The 16111-nt window shown below is 62.8% G+C and carries 15 protein-coding genes; 5 read left to right on the plus strand and 10 right to left on the minus strand.

The genetic code is table 11. The features are described from left to right. Position 1 precedes the first annotated feature (1 nt). From OKW30_RS03210 to OKW30_RS03220, 3 genes are all read right to left on the minus strand, one after another. Positions 2-628, minus strand: coding sequence for a UPF0149 family protein (locus OKW30_RS03210; RefSeq protein WP_429345937.1), 627 nt, complete (start codon positions 626-628; stop codon positions 2-4). 237 nt (positions 629-865) lie between these two features. Beyond that, complete coding sequence (locus tag OKW30_RS03215; protein ID WP_429345938.1) at positions 866-1615, minus strand: hypothetical protein; 750 nt, start codon at positions 1613-1615, stop codon at positions 866-868. Positions 1616-1718: 103 nt separating this feature from the next. Continuing rightward, a protein-coding gene (locus OKW30_RS03220; protein ID WP_184074580.1) for an IS630 family transposase occupies positions 1719-2713 on the minus strand; the annotation gives its coding sequence in 2 pieces (ribosomal slippage) (positions 1719-2248 and positions 2248-2713; 996 coding nt in all). Between the two features lie 391 nt (positions 2714-3104). Here OKW30_RS03220 and OKW30_RS03225 point away from each other — a divergent pair. Next, the gene (locus OKW30_RS03225; RefSeq protein ID WP_429345939.1) at positions 3105-5657 is read left to right on the plus strand and encodes a DUF3772 domain-containing protein; all 2553 of its coding nucleotides are present in this window, start codon (positions 3105-3107) and stop codon (positions 5655-5657) included. A gap of 67 nt (positions 5658-5724) precedes the next feature. On the opposite strand, the gene OKW30_RS03230 is transcribed toward OKW30_RS03225, so the two are convergent. Next, complete coding sequence (locus tag OKW30_RS03230) at positions 5725-6102, minus strand: hypothetical protein (RefSeq protein WP_429345940.1); 378 nt, start codon at positions 6100-6102, stop codon at positions 5725-5727. A gap of 511 nt (positions 6103-6613) precedes the next feature. Between OKW30_RS03230 and OKW30_RS03235 the strand changes: the two genes are divergently transcribed. Further along, positions 6614-7036, plus strand: a complete 423-nt coding sequence (locus OKW30_RS03235; RefSeq protein ID WP_429345941.1) for a DUF4148 domain-containing protein — start codon at positions 6614-6616, stop codon at positions 7034-7036. An 80-nt stretch (positions 7037-7116) separates the two neighbouring features. On the opposite strand, the gene OKW30_RS03240 is transcribed toward OKW30_RS03235, so the two are convergent. Next, on the minus strand, positions 7117-7281 hold the full coding sequence (locus OKW30_RS03240) for a hypothetical protein (RefSeq protein WP_187630633.1): 165 nt from the start codon (positions 7279-7281) through the stop codon (positions 7117-7119). Positions 7282-7674: 393 nt separating this feature from the next. Here OKW30_RS03240 and OKW30_RS03245 point away from each other — a divergent pair, with 393 nt between their 5' ends. From OKW30_RS03245 to OKW30_RS03255, 3 genes are all read left to right on the plus strand, one after another. Beyond that, on the plus strand, positions 7675-8235 hold the full coding sequence (locus OKW30_RS03245) for a hypothetical protein (protein WP_429345942.1): 561 nt from the start codon (positions 7675-7677) through the stop codon (positions 8233-8235). 932 nt (positions 8236-9167) lie between these two features. Beyond that, positions 9168-9290 (plus strand): hypothetical protein, encoded by a 123-nt coding sequence (locus tag OKW30_RS03250; RefSeq protein ID WP_429345943.1) that lies wholly within the window; start codon positions 9168-9170, stop codon positions 9288-9290. Between the two features lie 71 nt (positions 9291-9361). Then, positions 9362-9973 carry a recombinase family protein gene (locus OKW30_RS03255; protein WP_184023420.1) on the plus strand — a complete coding sequence of 204 codons (612 nt, stop codon included), beginning with the start codon at positions 9362-9364 and terminating at the stop codon, positions 9971-9973. 165 nt (positions 9974-10138) lie between these two features. On the opposite strand, the gene OKW30_RS03260 is transcribed toward OKW30_RS03255, so the two are convergent. The 5 genes from OKW30_RS03260 to OKW30_RS03280 are packed head-to-tail and all read right to left on the minus strand — an operon-like array spanning position 10139 to position 16101. Then, the gene (locus OKW30_RS03260) at positions 10139-11137 is read right to left on the minus strand and encodes a UDP-glucuronic acid decarboxylase family protein (RefSeq protein ID WP_429345944.1); all 999 of its coding nucleotides are present in this window, start codon (positions 11135-11137) and stop codon (positions 10139-10141) included. Between the two features lie 51 nt (positions 11138-11188). Further along, a complete protein-coding gene (locus OKW30_RS03265; RefSeq protein WP_429345945.1) occupies positions 11189-12145 on the minus strand; it encodes a glycosyltransferase in 957 nt (318 codons plus the stop codon). Beyond that, positions 12135-13274: a glycosyltransferase family 9 protein gene (locus tag OKW30_RS03270; protein ID WP_429345946.1), complete on the minus strand. Its 1140-nt coding sequence runs from the start codon at positions 13272-13274 to the stop codon at positions 12135-12137. Before OKW30_RS03270 ends, OKW30_RS03265 begins: the two co-directional genes overlap by 11 nt. Continuing rightward, positions 13271-14359, minus strand: a complete 1089-nt coding sequence (locus OKW30_RS03275) for a glycosyltransferase (RefSeq protein ID WP_187630628.1) — start codon at positions 14357-14359, stop codon at positions 13271-13273. Before OKW30_RS03275 ends, OKW30_RS03270 begins: the two co-directional genes overlap by 4 nt. Then, positions 14356-16101 carry a carbamoyltransferase family protein gene (locus OKW30_RS03280; protein ID WP_429345947.1) on the minus strand — a complete coding sequence of 582 codons (1746 nt, stop codon included), beginning with the start codon at positions 16099-16101 and terminating at the stop codon, positions 14356-14358. The genes OKW30_RS03275 and OKW30_RS03280 overlap by 4 nt, the downstream gene beginning before the upstream one ends. Positions 16102-16111: the final 10 nt, after the last annotated feature.

A 16111-nucleotide genomic window follows, 5' to 3' on the forward strand; every position in this document is an offset into this window, starting at 1 on the left:
TTCAATGCCTGCGCGAGTGCGGCACTGTCGGTAGGACCTGCTGTATCCAGAAGTGATGGATGCGGAGTACCGAGTCTGCCAGGGAGTCCGCGAAGGCCTGATGCTGGTCGAGACCGTCCTTGCGTCTCTTGAGCTCATCCCAGCCGGCCTCGGTGCCGTACAACAGGATCACCGTGAACCATTCAGGGTGCTGCGCCATCAAGGGCGACCACGTTGCCTGATCCAGCGTGATGCCCTTGTAATACCCGACACACCACTCGTCGATGATCGACAGCGCCCGGCCGTCATCCCCGTCACGCTCAAGGACCAGGGGTTCATACACGCAGGGCGTCTCGCGCAGCGTGGCATTGACATCATTCCAGTGCCGGATGATCAGGCCGACGATGCGGTCGGCATCCTCGGCGTTCGCGAACGCGGGTTGGTCCACGCCTTGCTCTGCATCCCAGATCCAGCGCAGCATCGTGGTAGGCATGACGAGGTTCGGACTCGATGCGAGCGCGGTCATGAAACCATCCATCATCGAGACATCCATCGCCTCTTCCGGAGCCGAATCGCTGATCAGGAAATCATCGAGTTGCTCGATCTCCGTGTCAGTCAGCGGCAGCGCGAGCAATGCATCTTGCTTCATTCATTCCCCCTGTTCGTCGGCGCGCGCCCTTTTTACGATGGCAAGCACCGTATTCTTGCTAATGGAAAGCCTCTGTCCAATCTCGCGATACGACTGTCCCATCGCAACGAGTGTCAGAACTTTTGGCGCGAGCTTGTCGACCTTGACACGCTGCCCGGGTTGCAGGCCAAGTGCAATCCTACGAGCCTGAGCGCGGCCGCCTCGCTTCGTCAGTCGCCGCGGCCGATTGGACTGGCGTCAATCATAAGGCCTTGGTCGAAAATCGTGGACCTCGATCGCGACGAGAGTCGGAGCTGGCAGTGGAGCATTGCCAACCGGCAGCGGCTTCACCGTCCTGCGAGTCGGTATCAGGAATCCATCGAATTCGCGAAAGTCCTCGCAGATGTGAGCGGCCCGCGCCCAGCGTCCGATAACCATGGCGGTGTAATCGATCCTGCAAAGGCGATGTTGCCTATCGAAATAGAAATCCTGGACCCGGCTGTGCGTTGGAATGTCGCTGGGAAAGGTCGCCCGGATTCTTGGCCATATCCCGGCCGAAGTCGCCAGTGGCGGAAGTTCTTGGAACGTAAAGCCGCCGCGCAAGAATAAGAAAGGTGCTGTCAGATAGTTCCAGAACGCGTAGGCGCCGAAATAGACAAAGTCGAGGTCGTCCCAGTAGATTTGCCGTCGCCAGCCACGAAATGCTGTTCGCGGTCCGTCGCGGCGAGCCAGGATAGCCCCGTCTCGCCCGACGACGCGAACAAGTTCTTCTCCTTGAAGTTCACTCGTTTCGCCAACATGCGGAAAATCGTTGAAAGCGAAACGAGGCTCGTGTGTCGACGCGCGAACCTGCACTTGTCGCAGTATTGGCCGTCGCTTTGCGGTGAACAGAAGGCCGCAGGCGGAAACCGTCGCCTCGATCTCCGCCAGTTCGGCCCATCGCGCTGCACCGCCGTGCGCCTCAATCGCTGCTCGGATCGAATCCGGCAATGCGTTGCTCTGTTCCATGTCGATGCTCCTCCATTGCCGCGTTGCCTGCGCGCCAACCCATGAGTCGAGGAAACGATGGTTTGATAGATGCCAATTATTGAGACTTCCATAATTCATGACATCACCACAGCGTAGCCTGCATCCAGCAAGCGGCAATGATCGAAGGCCGCTTTTGAGCGCTCTTGAGCTTGTTGCGGGCGCTCGCGTGCAGTTCGCCGAGATCATTGGGGCAGTAGTTGGCCAGCGCGTGGCGCTTCAGCCAGGCCCACAGGTATTCGACCGGGTTCATGTCCGGCGCGTACGGCGGCAGGAACGCGATCTGGATGTGTCCGTCCAGGCTGTCCAGGTACTCGCGCACCAAACGACTGCGATGCGCCTTCAGGCCATCCCAGATCACCAGCAGCGGCTGCTTCAGGTGGGCCTTGAGCGCCTTGAGGAATTGGACGATCTCTTCCTTCTTGATGCTCCCCTCGTGCAGCCGGAACAAACAGTTGGTGCGCGTGAGCCCGGCGATGACCGAGACGTGATTCCAGTTGAAGTGAAACTGGATGATGGGCGTCTGTCCCTTGGGCGCCCAGGTGCGGACTCTGGTCGGGCGCTCGCTGATGCCGGACTCGTCCACGAAGACAATCAGCCGGCCTTCTCGTCGGGCTTTTTTTTAAGGGCGGGCCAGGTGCGGCGCTTCCAGTTGCGCACGGCATCCTCGTTGCGCTCGATGGCCCGTTTCTCGGGCTTTTGCGGGCTAAAGCCCAGTGAGCCCAGGATGCGCCAAACCTGCGTCTGGCCAAAGCGAATGCCGTGCATGCGTTCGATGACCGCGCCCACGCGCTTGAGAGTCCACAGTTCAGTGCCAAATCCATGCTCGACGGGGCTTTGCAGCAGGGCGGCGCGAACAGCCGCCAACTGTTGCTCATCGAGTTGGGCCGGGCGCCCTCGCTCGCCCACCTCTCGCAGCGCATCGATGCCGCCTTCATCGAGCAGCCGCTTCCATGTGTACACCGTCTGCCGAGCCACACCCACCGCCAACGCCACCTCGGCGCAGCCCTTGCCCGCCAGCAGCAGCCGACCCGCCTTCAATCGCTTCTTTGCTGCTTCGCTCATTCGCCTTTGCGCCATGCCAACTTGTCTCCAGGACCGTCCTGAAAATATAACGCTTGAGACACTCAACGGTTGTCATGATTTACGGAAAAATCAATAGTCGGGAGCCCGATATCGCGGGAAGCCTTGTAAAAAGCATCCAGGATCAGCTTCCATCTTTCAACGTCCCACTATACCGAACGTTTCTCGCACAAACTGGATAGCGCACGCCGATGCTCAAGCGGCCGCCGTCGCAAATCAGCGGGCCAAGCGCTGACCGTGCACCACCTTTCATATTTGCCGTTACTATCATATATGATATTATGATCACGTATGATTCATTAAGCTTGCTCTCCTACCGCAGTGCGGCTCCCTCATTTCACGCCCGGCCGCGACCGAATGCAACACCGCTTACCTAGGTATCGCGTGCATGAGCCAGATCTCTCAAATGCATACTCTTCGCCGCGCTTGCGCCGCGCGACAAATAGTTGCAGTCATTTTTCACCTTATCGCGCTGACGATGTTCGGCCTGATTCCGGTTGCCGCCAACGCAGCGACGCTGCCACCCCTTAGCATAGATGCTCCTGCTGATTCTTCGCCATCCATGGGCGCGGGCTCCGAGGCATTACCAAGGCTCGGTGCGCTTCAGGAAAAACAGGACCAGATCCGGCAGCGTGCTTCGACGGCAACAAGCGATGCGCAGCTGTCCGAGCTGGACGCATTGAGCCGGCGCGTCGCCGAAGACGTCGACAGGCTCATAACCACGTCGCTGGAGCCTGATCGCGCGAAAACGCATGCCCAGCTCGACGTACTCGGAACAGCACCCGCTTCCGAATCCGCCGCGGAAACTCCCGCGGTCGCCCAACAGCGCAGCGTTCTCGCCGCTCAGCAATTGCAACTCGATGCCGAACTCAAGCAGGCGGCAACGATCAAGGAGAACCTTGCCAACCTGAGCGCCCAGATCACGCGACTGCTGCAAAACCATCTGAAAGATCAACTGGCTCTTCGTTCCGACAGCATCGTCAGCGCCGCGTTCTGGGCGTCGGCGCTCCACCCGGACACGGCTGACTATCAGCGTCTGCGAGACTTCAAGGCGCAGATCGACAGGCAGATTCAAACGACATGGCAAACGGGGCAGCGGGTTGCAACGTCCCTGCTTGTGCTGCTCGCCCTGGCCGTTGCAACGATCGGAACACGGCTTCTTGACAGAGCATCAGAACGGTTCTACCTACGCCGCCTTCCAGAAGGCCGGATACGGCGCAGCGCGATGGCGATCTCGACCGTCGTCGCGTCTTTGGTGACCACCATATGTGCCATTGATCTGCTCTACTTCGCGTTGACCCGTCAGCAGGCGCTGCCTCCTGCGCTGCAAAGCTTCGCCAGCGAAATCATCAAACATGTTGTGACCTGCGCGCTGGTCGCTGCTCTCGGCCGGGCATTGCTTTGCACACGACATCCGTCATGGCGGTTGCCGGCCATCGCGGATCCCGTCGCTCGCGCGCTACGCCCTTTCCCACGGACACTGGCCGCACTGCTGCTGTTTTCAGGAGCCATCGAGCAGATCAACCGGGCCGTCGATACCAGCGTGCAACTTACGCTCTTTACTCGCGGCGTGGTGGCGTTGGTCGTCGCTCTGACCATCGGGATGTCGCTTTTACGCGCAAACCGGGTACTCACTGCGCTCGCCGCTGCCGGAGAATCGCCTGAGGCGCGTTCTACCCTCGCTGGCATTATTCATGCCGCCGTCAGCCTTGCCGTCGGAGCCTCTCTGATTGCATTGCTCTGTGGTTATGTTTCGTTCGCGCGGTTCCTGACTTACGAACTGGTCTGGTTCGATCTCGTACTGAGCAGCGTTTATCTGCTGACGAAGCTCGCTCATGATGTTTGCGAAACCGTATTTTCGCCATGCCACGCCAGCGGCAAAACAATCAGGCATCTATTCGGGCTGCAAGATGTTCATCTCGAACAGGTGGCAACGGTACTCTCTGCGATCCTGCGCAGCGCATTGATGCTCGCCGCAGTCATCGCACTGCTTACGGGCGGCCTCGGGACAACGCCCCGAGATCTGGTCGATAGCATTCTCGGCGTATTCGGTGGCGAGCGATTACATGCGCTCAATATTGTTCCCGCCCATATCTTCAGCGCTATCTTTACCTGTGCAGTGTGCCTGTATCTGGTTGGGCTCATGCGCAAATGGCTGGACGCCGAGTTTCTGCCCAAGACGCAAATGAGTTCGGGTATGCGCGCGTCGCTGGTGACGGTCTTCGCCAACGTCTGCTATGTCCTCGTCGCGCTGCAAACCTTGTCCGTACTCGGCGTGAAATGGCATAACCTGGCGTGGATCGTCAGCGCATTGTCGGTAGGCATCGGCTTTGGTCTGCAGGAAATCGTTAAAAACTTCATTTCCGGGCTGATATTGCTTGCTGAACGGCCGGTCAAAGTAGGCGACATGATCAGTATCACCGGCATTGAAGGCGATATCCGGCGCATCAGTGTGCGTGCGACCGAAATACAACTCGCAGACAGATCAACGGTGATCGTTCCCAATTCGCACCTGATTTCTCAGAATGTGCGCAACGTGACAATGGGAAACAAAACGCAGGGGGTTGTCACACTGGCCCTTACTTTTGCGCTGGACGTCGATCCGGAGCAGGTGCGCGATGTTCTTCTGCAAGCTTACCTGGATCACCCATCGGTTCTCGATCGTCCCGCGCCATCGGTGATCTTTAGCCAGTTGACGCCTGACGGTATGACATTGACTGTTACCGGCTATGTCGGTAGCCCGAGAATCGCCGGGGATACCAGAAGCGATCTGCTATTTGCAATCCTGAAGCGACTACGTGCTGCAGAAATACCGCTGTCGATCTCTCGAACCGTTGTAGTCCGAAGTACGAGCGATATCATCTCGAACCAGGAACCCACCGATCGCAATTCCGGTCCGGTAGAGCTCCGTGTCCTGTCTGCAATCAGCGAGAATAGATAGTCGTCGACGTGATTTCTCGCACTCATGGGACTGGTAAAAGCCGTTATCGGTGGCTTGCTGGCCCTCGTTACACCGGTGATCGCAGCTCTACGCTATCGCCCACGCGGAACCGCTTTCCGCCGGGCGAATCCAGCGAAACACGTTCCTTGGTGTAGGTTCCGTTCGCTTGCAGGCATTCCGAGTAACTGATAACTGTCATCCATTCATAGACTTTTCCGTCCTGGGTCACTGCAGCGATGCGCTCTGCCATGCCACGCGGCGCACGCGCAGTCTGCTGCAGTACACCGTAGTAACGGCACTTGCTGTCCGCTGACCGTAGCACTACGAGTCCGCCGAGTTGATTCATACCTGCGACGCTTTCAACCGTTGCGCTCATCGACGAATCGCCGGCTGCATGCGAACTCGCTGCGAATAAAATCAGCAGCGCGGCAAACCACTTTTTCATTGAAGACTCCTATGGGTTAAAGAAAGGGTAGCGGCTGATTTTGCGCCGAGGTCCGATTGTCTGCGCTTGAACGTGAATCGTTGCGCTGGCTAATCCTTTGTAAATAACGGAGCCGGTATCCACCGCAAAACTGAGCACATGCTGTGTCAGATGTGGGTTGCAGTATATCGACAGCGCGTCGTTATTCGACGCGCGCAATTGTGAGTTGCCATTTCATGAACATGGAGGTTGGGTGGCTCGCGAATCGTTTACCGGACAAGGTAGACCCCGAGTTATCCAAGCGTATCGGTTCTTGACGCGCCTATACATTCGCCGTCCGCTCGCAAATTACGTCGGTTGGGCGGCCTTCATCAAATGCACGTCGCAGCACGAGGGCTCCGCGCCCCGAGATCGCCGTTCGGTCCGGCGCCCTGTCGTTTCGCGACCGCTGCGCGCGGATAGATGCCTCTCGACGTTGCAAGCTCGGAAACAATGTATTGAAGAGAACTATTTGTAATCAAACGATAAGAAGATGACGGACCTCAACGGAACGGGCACACGGACTTCAAGACCTTGCCTGGTCGTTGTTTCGCTAACCTGGCGTCTGTTGTTCCCGGCGCTCGAGACTGGAAGCTTCATCATGGCTAAAGCGTTCATGCCCGTTCTCACTGTCGTGTCAGTCATCGCTCTCCCCACGGCCACCTCTGCTCAGGGTAATGGTCCTCTGACGCGTGAGCTAGTGCACGAAGAAGTCATCCGACTGCAGCTAGCGGGCTCTGACCACCCCAACGGTGACGCACACTATCCGGCGAACATCCACGCGGCCCTGGCGAGCGTGGCGGCTCAACAGCAGGCGTTCAGTGAGCACGGTGGCGTGAAACTGGGCTCCGCAGTTTCGGGGGTACCGGCAATGGCTCAGCTGGCCTCGTATCGTTCTATCTACGACGAATGTTGATTGGACATCACGGCGGGGCAAGCCGCAGCCTTGTCTGGCTTTCCATAGCGACGTCGGCGTACCCCCTCCGGACGCGAGGTTCAGCGGAAGGCGTAGATGTCGGGAATCTGCATTCGGGGTCGGCCGGCCCCGGAATCACCAGGTTCGGCCACGCGGGGATTCACTTCAACCAGCACCAACGAGATTCCCTTTTTTGTCGCGCAGCGGAATTCGCCAGGTTGAACCCGTTCGGTCTTTTGCGCCATGGCCTTACCGTTTTGCGCCGGATCGCGGCAGGCCCGCTTCATCGAATAGGAGAAAGTTTGTGAGATTCAGGATAGTTTTGCTTGCGCTGATCGCGACTACGGCCGTATGCCTGAATAGCACCGCGCAAGCGCATGTGCGCGTCGGTGTCCTTGTGGGTATCCCGCCCCCCATGATGATGGCGCCCCCCGTCGTCTACTACGCTGCGCCCGCCCCAGTCGTCGTCCAGTCGGTCCAGCCAACCCCGAGCACCGTCTACGTCGAAAAAACGCAGACGAGTCCGCCGTCGGGTACCTGGTGGTATTGCCCGGTGACAAAAAAATATTACCCGTACGTGAAGGGGTGTTCGAGCGGCTGGGTGGAAGTGCCGGTGAGGCCAACCGGGCCGAAATGACATGAGCAAAATGAATTCCCTCTCTCTGGCAATGCGCACGAAACGGGGCGTATCCGCGCTAGTCACCGCCGCGGTCAGCCTGAGCTGCATCATCGCGCTCGACGGCTGTGCTGGCATGCCGACAGGTCCCACAGTGATGGCCCTGCCCGGCACGGGCAAGTCCTTCGATCAATTCCGCGCCGACGACGCGACTTGCCAGCAATTTGCTTCCCAGCAGACCGGCGGCGTGAGCACCCAACAGGCCGCAGCGACAGGCGCCCTCGGCGGTACGGTCGTCGGCACCGCGCTCGGGGCGGCGGCCGGTGCGGCGTTCAACGGCCGCCGCGGCGCAGCGGTCGGCGCAGGCGCAGGTCTGCTCGGCGGCAGCATGATCGGCGCCGGCATGGCGCAAAGCTCGGCCGCCAGCCTTCAACAACGCTACGACCAGGCGTACGTTCAGTGCATGTACGCAAATGGCGAGCGTGTGCCGGTCCCGCGCAGCGCCGCCAATGTGTACCGGACGCACGACGCAGCGACGCCTCCGCCGCCGGCCTACGATACGGCGCCTCCACCAGGTTACTGAACCAGGCACGCCGACGTTTCGTGGCGCGTCAGGCTGGCTTGGCAAGACCCGTCAATCGAAGATCTCCGCGGATATCTGCACCGCGAACTTTCGAGCCAGAGGCGCCGACCATCGAATTCGCCAATTGTCGCGCTGCGCGCGATGCTGCGGTTTCTCACCGTGATGGGTCTTGTGCCGTCCGGTCTCGAGGAAGCACTACCTCGAATCCGGAGATGGCGTCACGCGACGCTTCCAGCCAGCCTGACGAACGATGATGTGGAACGGCTCATCAAGTGCGGGTCGACGCTGCGACGTTTCAGCCGCTGCGGAACACAGCAATCATATTGTTGCTCGCCAGGACCGGGATGCGGGCTGCTGAAGTCATGCACCTCGGTCTGGATGCGTAAAACGAACCAATGTTGTCACCGCATATAGCCCACAAGGGAAGGGCGTAAGCCCGGCCGCCGGTTGTCCGGCACGGGGAGCTTCGATGGTAGTAATAGAACGGATAACGATGACGATGCGCAGCGGGCTTCAGTAAAGAGGCGAGCGAGCCGTCGCGTTCTTCGCGTCGGCTCGTATCTGCATGGCCGCTGTGGCGCCGAGCTTTGAGCAGGGCGCTACATGCCTTCCCGTCAGACGGATTCCTCGGTCGTCCCCGATTGCGGTTCCCGATGCGCGGCCGTCACTTGCCGCGCCTCCACCGCCCACGCAATGACAGTTCAATCGCGCCAATACCGACGCCAACCGTATTGGACGTTCAACGCGATTGATACACTTTGAAAATTCCTTCACCGGGCTGCTCGCATCGCCAGCGGAAGCGTCATAGCCAGGCGCTTGCATGCCCGCGCCGCAACGCTCTGGCGCGGGCAGGACCGGGAACGCTGGTTGCGGGTTGATCACGACGGCCGCGGTTAGCCACGGTCACCCGCAATCTCACGTAGGAGAGCGTCATGACTTCGGACAAGAATTCGAATCGTCAGCCGTCGAATCCGGCGCAGCCCGGCCGCGACAGCGGACAGCAGCAACAGAACCAGACTCCTCCGACGCATCAGCGCGTCCAGCGGCAGCCCTGAGCGCGATGAGTGACGGCGTGTCCAGGCGTCGTCGCTCGAAAAACGGGAACCCCGACGTAATAGCGCCGCTAATGGCGGATCGTCACTACGAAGGCGAAGTGGAAAAACTACACATCTATCTGTTCGGCGCGCACGATGCGGTTCGGCACGAGCAGGCGCTGATCCGGCTCGACAAGGCCGGCTACATGGTCACGCTCGCGCGGGTCGTGGTCGAAGATCTGCCGACCTATGCGCAGGCGCGCGACCGCCCCGAGCTGCAGAGTCTGATCCGACGAATCGCGCCGCGCGACACGCTCGTCGTGCTCGAGCTGGCCGCGCTCGGCTGCAACGCGCGCGACATCCTCGCCACCGTGATGCAGTGCCGGAAGGCCGGCGTGGCGCTGCGTTGCGTCGAAGTCGGCCATACCGATCTGGCCGGGCGCCCCGAGCCCTCGGCGGTGAAGGCATTGCGCGCGCTGGTGCGGCTCGACGCCGCGTGCCGCAGCCTGCGCAGCCGCGACAGTCTCGCGGCCGTTCGCGCGAGCGGCAAGCATACGGGCAGGCCGCCGTCGCTTTCCGAGCAGCAGCGTCAACGCGTGCTGCAATCGCTCGGCAGGGGACAGTCGGTCAGCGAGGTCGCGCGGCGCTTCGGCACGTCGCGTCAGACCGTGATGCGCATTCGCGCGGACACGCCAGCCGTGTAGAAATTGCGTGCCGGAGCCCGGGATCACTGCGAGTCGTCGAGGTCTGGAAAAGCCTGATCGAACATCGTGCGCAAGTGTGCGGCTGGTCCGCCCACGTGAACAACGCGGGCGGACGCGAGTCGCTGAGCGTCGATCTGGTCGATTGCCCTGCGGATCGCCTCGCGATTATCTCGGCCGCGTTGAGCTCGGGACCGATGACCGTGCTGGCGACCGACACTGAATGCGTGCGCGGAAATAACGCGCGGTGCGCGGCAGCCCTTCGTCAAGCGACGTGCCCGGCTGCCAGCCGAGCAGTTGTGTCGCCAACGAGATGTCCGGCTGTCGATGCCACGGATCGTCGGCCGGCAGCGGCCGTGTTTCGAGCGGCGACGCGGAGCCGGTCACCGCGACGATGCGCTGCGCGATCTCGCGCATCGACACTTCGTGCGGATTGCCCAGGTTGACCGGGCCGCCTGGATCGTCGGCGCTGTTCATCAGCAGAATGAAGGCGTCGATCATGTCGTCGACATAGCAGAACGAACGCGTCTGCGAGCCGTCGCCATAGACGGTCAGCGGCTCGCCGCGCAGCGCCTGCATCATGAAGTTCGACACCACCCGGCCGTCGGCCGGATGCATGCGCGGGCCGTAGGTGTTGAAGATGCGCGCGATGCGGATCGACAGACCATGCTGACGGCGATAGTCCATGAACAGCGTTTCCGCGCAGCGCTTGCCTTCGTCGTAGCACGAGCGCGGACCGATGGGATTCACGTGGCCCCAGTAGTCTTCTTTCTGCGGATGGACGAGCGCGTCGCCATACACCTCGCTCGTCGACGCCTGGAAAATCCGCGCTTTCACGCGTTTGGCGAGCCCGATCATATTGATCGCGCCGTGCACGCTGGTCTTCGTAGTCTGCACCGGATCGTGCTGGTAGTGGATCGGTGACGCGGGGCACGCGAGGTTATAAATTTCATCGACTTCCACATACAACGGGAACGTCACGTCGTGACGCATCAGTTCGAAGTTCGCGCAGTCCAGCAGATGCGCGATGTTGTCCTTCGTACCGGTATAGAAGTTGTCGACGCATAGCACGTCGTGTCCCTGCGCGACGAGCCGTTCGCACAGGTGCGAGCCGAGAAAGCCGGCGCCGCCGGTGACCAGAATGCGCTTGCGGGTAAGTTCTTTCATGGTGCGTGATCCTGTGGTTGGACCGCATGAACGTTGAAAATCAGCATGGCATCACGCCGTGACGTGCAGCAGCGCGTCGTGCCAGTCCTGCGCGAAACGGTCGATATGAAAGCGTTCGAGCGCCGTGCGCCGCGCGCCTTCGCCGAGCCGCCGCGCTTCGCCGGAATCGCGCAGCAGCCCGAGCATGGCGTCGACGAGCGCGTCGAGGTCGGTATGCACGAAGCCGTTTTCGCCGTTGCGGATCACGGTGGCGAGCTCGGCCGTCGCGAGACCGACGATCGGCATGCCGATCGTCATCGCCTCGACGATCGCGAGGCCGAGGCTGGTCCAGCGGATCGGATTGAAAAAGAAGCGGTAGCGCGCGCTGAACGAGGCCAGATCGAGGTTGCCGATTTCACCGATGCCGTCTAGCCGCTGTGCGTCCATGCCGACGAGATCGAGCGGCACGCGCGTGCGCGTTTCGCTGAAGACATCCGCGCCGAGCCGCCGGCCGCGCTGCGCGAGATGATTGACGACCACGATGCCGCGCTGCAGTTCGCCGCTGTAGCGCACGCCGTCGGGCACCACGACGCCATGTTCGATCACGCGCGTCGGCGTGACGCCGCTGTCCCACATCAGCCGGTTGAAGTGCGTGACGTGGACCAGCAGCGTGCCGGGATCGTCGACCCAATGCCATTGCTCGAACGGGTTTTCCTGCGGCGGGTCGTGCTCGACATAGACGCGTGGCAGACGTTGCTGCGCGGTGCTTAGCACGTGCTCGCGGTCGTGGTCCCAGTGGATGCGATGCTGGTACAGCACCACGTCGAACTCGTGGTTGGCCACGTCGTCGATTGCGATCTCGTGCACGTTGTCGCCCCACGGCAATACGCCGACCTTGCCGGCATAGCCGGGCGGATGACCGGGTTTCGTGACCAGATAGAAATCGTGCGGCGTCTGGCTCAGGTAATACATGTAGTTGCCGTGCACGTGCCAGGTCAGCACGCGCAGCCGGCGGCAATTACGCAACATGGTCCAGATCCTCGAAAGACAGCGAAACGGTTCCCTCATGCAGACTGCCGGGCGTGCCTGGTCGCGCGCCGGGCGCGCGCGCAAGCTGCTCGCGGGCGGTCTCGACCACCTGTTCGACCTGCACGTTCAGCGCGCACGGATGACCATACGGGCAGTCGCGGAACATGCACGGCCGGCACGCCGGATAGTCGGCCAGCACGCGATGCCGCGCATGATCGAGCGGCGCCCAGCGTCGCGTGTCGCTGCCGCATGCGATCACAACCGACGCGCTCGCCATCGCCGTGGCGATGTGCGAGATGCCGGTGTCGTTGCAGACCACGAGCCGCGCACGCGCGACCAGCGCGGCGAGTCCGCCGAGCGACGTCGCACCCGCCAGATGCAGCGCGGGCGCGCTCATCGCGCCGAGCACCGCGCAGGTCAGCGGCGCTTCGGCGGCCGTGCCGGTGATCGCGATCTGCCAGCCGTCGGCGGCGAGGTGGTCGGCGACGGCCGCGAAGCGCTCGGCGGGCCAGCGGCGCGACGGCAATTGCGAACCGGGGTGAACCAGCACGAGCCGCCCGTCTTCGATGCCGTGATACGTGCGCAGCGCGGTGTACTCGTCGAGGTCGAGCTCGGTGAGCGGGAACGTCAGACGCTGGTCGTGCGACGGCGCGCCGAGTGCGCTCATCAGCGCGAGATAGCGCTCGGGCTCCGGCAGCGCATCGGGCCAATCGATGAAGCAACCCTCGCGCGGTACCTCGTCGGGCTGCACGAAGCCGGCGTCGGCACATGCGCCGAGTTGATGCAGCAGATCGTTGGCGATGCCGCCGCTGCCGTGCAGCTGGACCGCCAGATCGAAACGCCGCTCGCGCATCCGCGCGAAGAACGCGGGCAAGCCATGGTTCGATTCGGGCTGCTCGGGAAAACCGACCGCGCCCGGAAACACGATCAGCTCGTCGACGAGCGCCGCATAGCGCTCGACGAACGCGCGTGCCCACGGCAGTCCGATCAGCGCGATATGCGCATCCGGCGCGGCCGCGCGCAGTGCGCGCAAGGCGGGCACCGCGCACAGCATGTCGCCGAGCTGCAGCGCGCGAAACACGGCGATACGGCGCGGCGCGAGCGCCGCCAGCAGCGAGGGTGGGGTCATGGAAAGAACACCTTGAAACGGATGGCGCCATAGAGCCGCCAGTAGATCGATAGACACGGAATGGGGATCGACGTCCAGAGCATTTCGGCGACGTGGCGCCAGCCGTGGTTGCGCCCGCGCAGCCGCCGCGCGCAGAAATAGCCGGTCAACCCGCACCACGCGATCAAACCCGCGCCCGCGAGCATCGGCTGATCCGCAAACGAACCGCCGATCGCCAGCAACGCGGCGCAGAGAATCGCGTAGTACAGCAGCGGCGGCCGCGAGCGGATGCGCGTTCGAAACAGTTCGGGATGCTTGCGATAAAGCAGCGCATCGAACTGGCTCTTTTTCTGCTGCGCGATGCTGACGCCCCAGCGCGCGGGCCGCACCGGATGCACGACCACCGCGTCGCGGGCGCGCACGATCTGGGCGCCCGCGGTAAGCAGCGTGAACTGCAGGTCCGAATCCTCGCGCCACGCCGACGTGAACCGTTCGTCGAAGCCGCCGGTCGCGACGAGCGCCGCACGCGTGACGAACACGTTCGCGGTCGCGAATTCGGCGCGCGCGAGGCCGCTCGCGTCGGCTTCGTAATCGGTCGGCAGATCGGGCGGCGAGGGCAGCGGCACGACGATCGTGCCGGCGGCCGCCATCGCGCCTTGCGCGAGGGCCGCGACGCCAGCCGTCAGCCAGTGCGGATCGGGCAGCGTGTCGTCGTCGGTGAATGCGATCAGCGAAGCGCGCGCATACTGCCAGCCCGCGTTGCGCGCGCCGGCCGGCCCCTGGGTGCGCGTGACCGGGAGGTAGTGCACTTCCAGCCCGCGCGGCGCCATCTCGCGTGCGAATCGTTCGACGCAGGCGCGCGTGGCGTCGTCGGGACCGTCGTCGCAGACCACGATCTCGTAGCGGTGCGGCGCGAACTGCTGCGCGCATAGCGCGGCAAGACAGTTCGCGAGCATCGCGGGACGGCGGTAGGTGGGCACGACCACCGACACGTCGGGCCTCGACTGCGTGCGCAACGTGCGGCCGGTTTCCTCGTCATCTTCGCTGCTGTAGCGCGCGGCCACGCCGCCATGCAGGGGCGACGGACACATGACCGAGGCGTTCATGCGCGGCCCCCCGCCTTGTCGACGAGGAACGGGCCGATCACGAGCGCGTCGAGCGGCGAGGTCCAGAACGACTCGACCGCGTCGCGCGGCGAATTCACCATCGGCTCGCCGCGCGTGTTGAACGACGTATTGACGAGAATCGGCACGCCCGTGCGCTGCTTGAACGCCGCCAGCAAGTCGTAGTACAGCGGGTGCTGCGCGCGGTTGATGGTCTGCACGCGCGCGGTGCCGTCCACATGCCGCACGGCCGGAATACGCGCGGCCTTGTCGGCGCGCACGTCGAACACGAACAGCATGAACGGCGCGGTTTGGCCGTTCACGAACCATTCGTTGGCTTCCTCTTCCATCACGACCGGCGCGACCGGGCGAAAGTCCTCGCGATCCTTGATCTCGTTGAGCTTCGCCTGCATCCGCGGATCGACCGGCGACGCGAGGATCGAGCGCGCGCCGAGCGCGCGCGGCCCGAATTCGGTGCGCCCCTGATACCAGCCGATCACCTTGCCCTGCGCGAGCAGATCGGCGGTCTCGCCGGCGATATCGGCGAGTCGCCGGTACGGTACTTTCGACCAGCCCAAAAACTGCTCGATTTCCGCTTCGCTGTATTCGGGCCCCAGGTACGCGTGATCCATTTTCCAGTGACGCTCGCGGTCGCCGCGCGCGGCACGTTCGCGATAATCGGTCCACAGTGCCGCGCCAAGCGCGGTGCCAGCGTCGCCGGCCGCCGGTTGCACCCACACTTCGCTGAACGGCCCCGCGTCGCGCACCTTCGAGTTCATCACGCAGTTCAGCGCGACGCCGCCCGCCATGCAGAGCCGGCTCAAGCCGGTCTGCCGATGCAGCCAGTGCGCGAGTTCCAGCACGGTCTCCTCGAGCACGCGCTGCAACGAATTGGCGATATCGAAGTGGCGTTGTTCGAGCGGCCCGCCGCGTTCGCGCGCGGGACCGAAGCGTTCGGTCAGCCGCGGGGCGTCGACGGTATAGCTGCCGTCCTGCCGATAGCGGACGATCTCGCGGAACACCTCGACATAAGCCGGCTTGCCGTACGACGCGAGCGCCATCACCTTGTACTCGTCCGACGAGTGCAGGAAGCCGAGCCAGTCGGTGACCGCTTCGTAGAGCAGCCCGAGCGAGTGCGGCAGCTCGACCTGTTTCAGACGCTTGTACTCGCCGCCGACGAATTGCCCCATGCTGGTCGTCACGCCCTCGCCGCGGCCGTCCATCGTCAGCACGGCGGTGTCGTCGAACGGCGCGGCGAGAAACGCGCTCGCCTCGTGCGCGAGATGGTGCTCGACGAAGTGCCATGCGAAGCCGTGCTCGCGATCCACGCCCTGGAAGCGCTTGCGCAGATGATGCGGCGCGCCGTCGAGCAACTGGCCCTTCGCGTTGGCGATATAGCTGAGGAACAGCGGGTCCCACGCCGACGCGGACGGGTTGTTCGGGCGCGTGCCGGCCGGATCGAACGGCAGCTCGATCGTCGCGCCCGGCCTCTTCGGCATGCCGCCGAAGAGCGTGGGGTCGTACGAGTAAGCGATGTGAGCGATCGCGGCGAGCGTAATGCCGGCGGCCTTCAGGCAGTAGTCGATCGCATCGAACGGGAGCTGCCAGGTCGAGAACGGCACCGGACGTTTCGCATGCTTGACGTGCGTGAAGCGTTCGTCTTCGGCGGCGGCGAGCACCACGCCGTCGCGCAGCAGCGCGGCGGCGCTGTCGTGATAGACCGCATTGATTCCGAGTGTGTACATGGCATTAGCA

Origin of the sequence: Paraburkholderia sp. Clong3 (assembly GCF_050436485.1) — a bacterium.
Classification (GTDB): domain Bacteria; phylum Pseudomonadota; class Gammaproteobacteria; order Burkholderiales; family Burkholderiaceae; genus Paraburkholderia; species Paraburkholderia tuberum.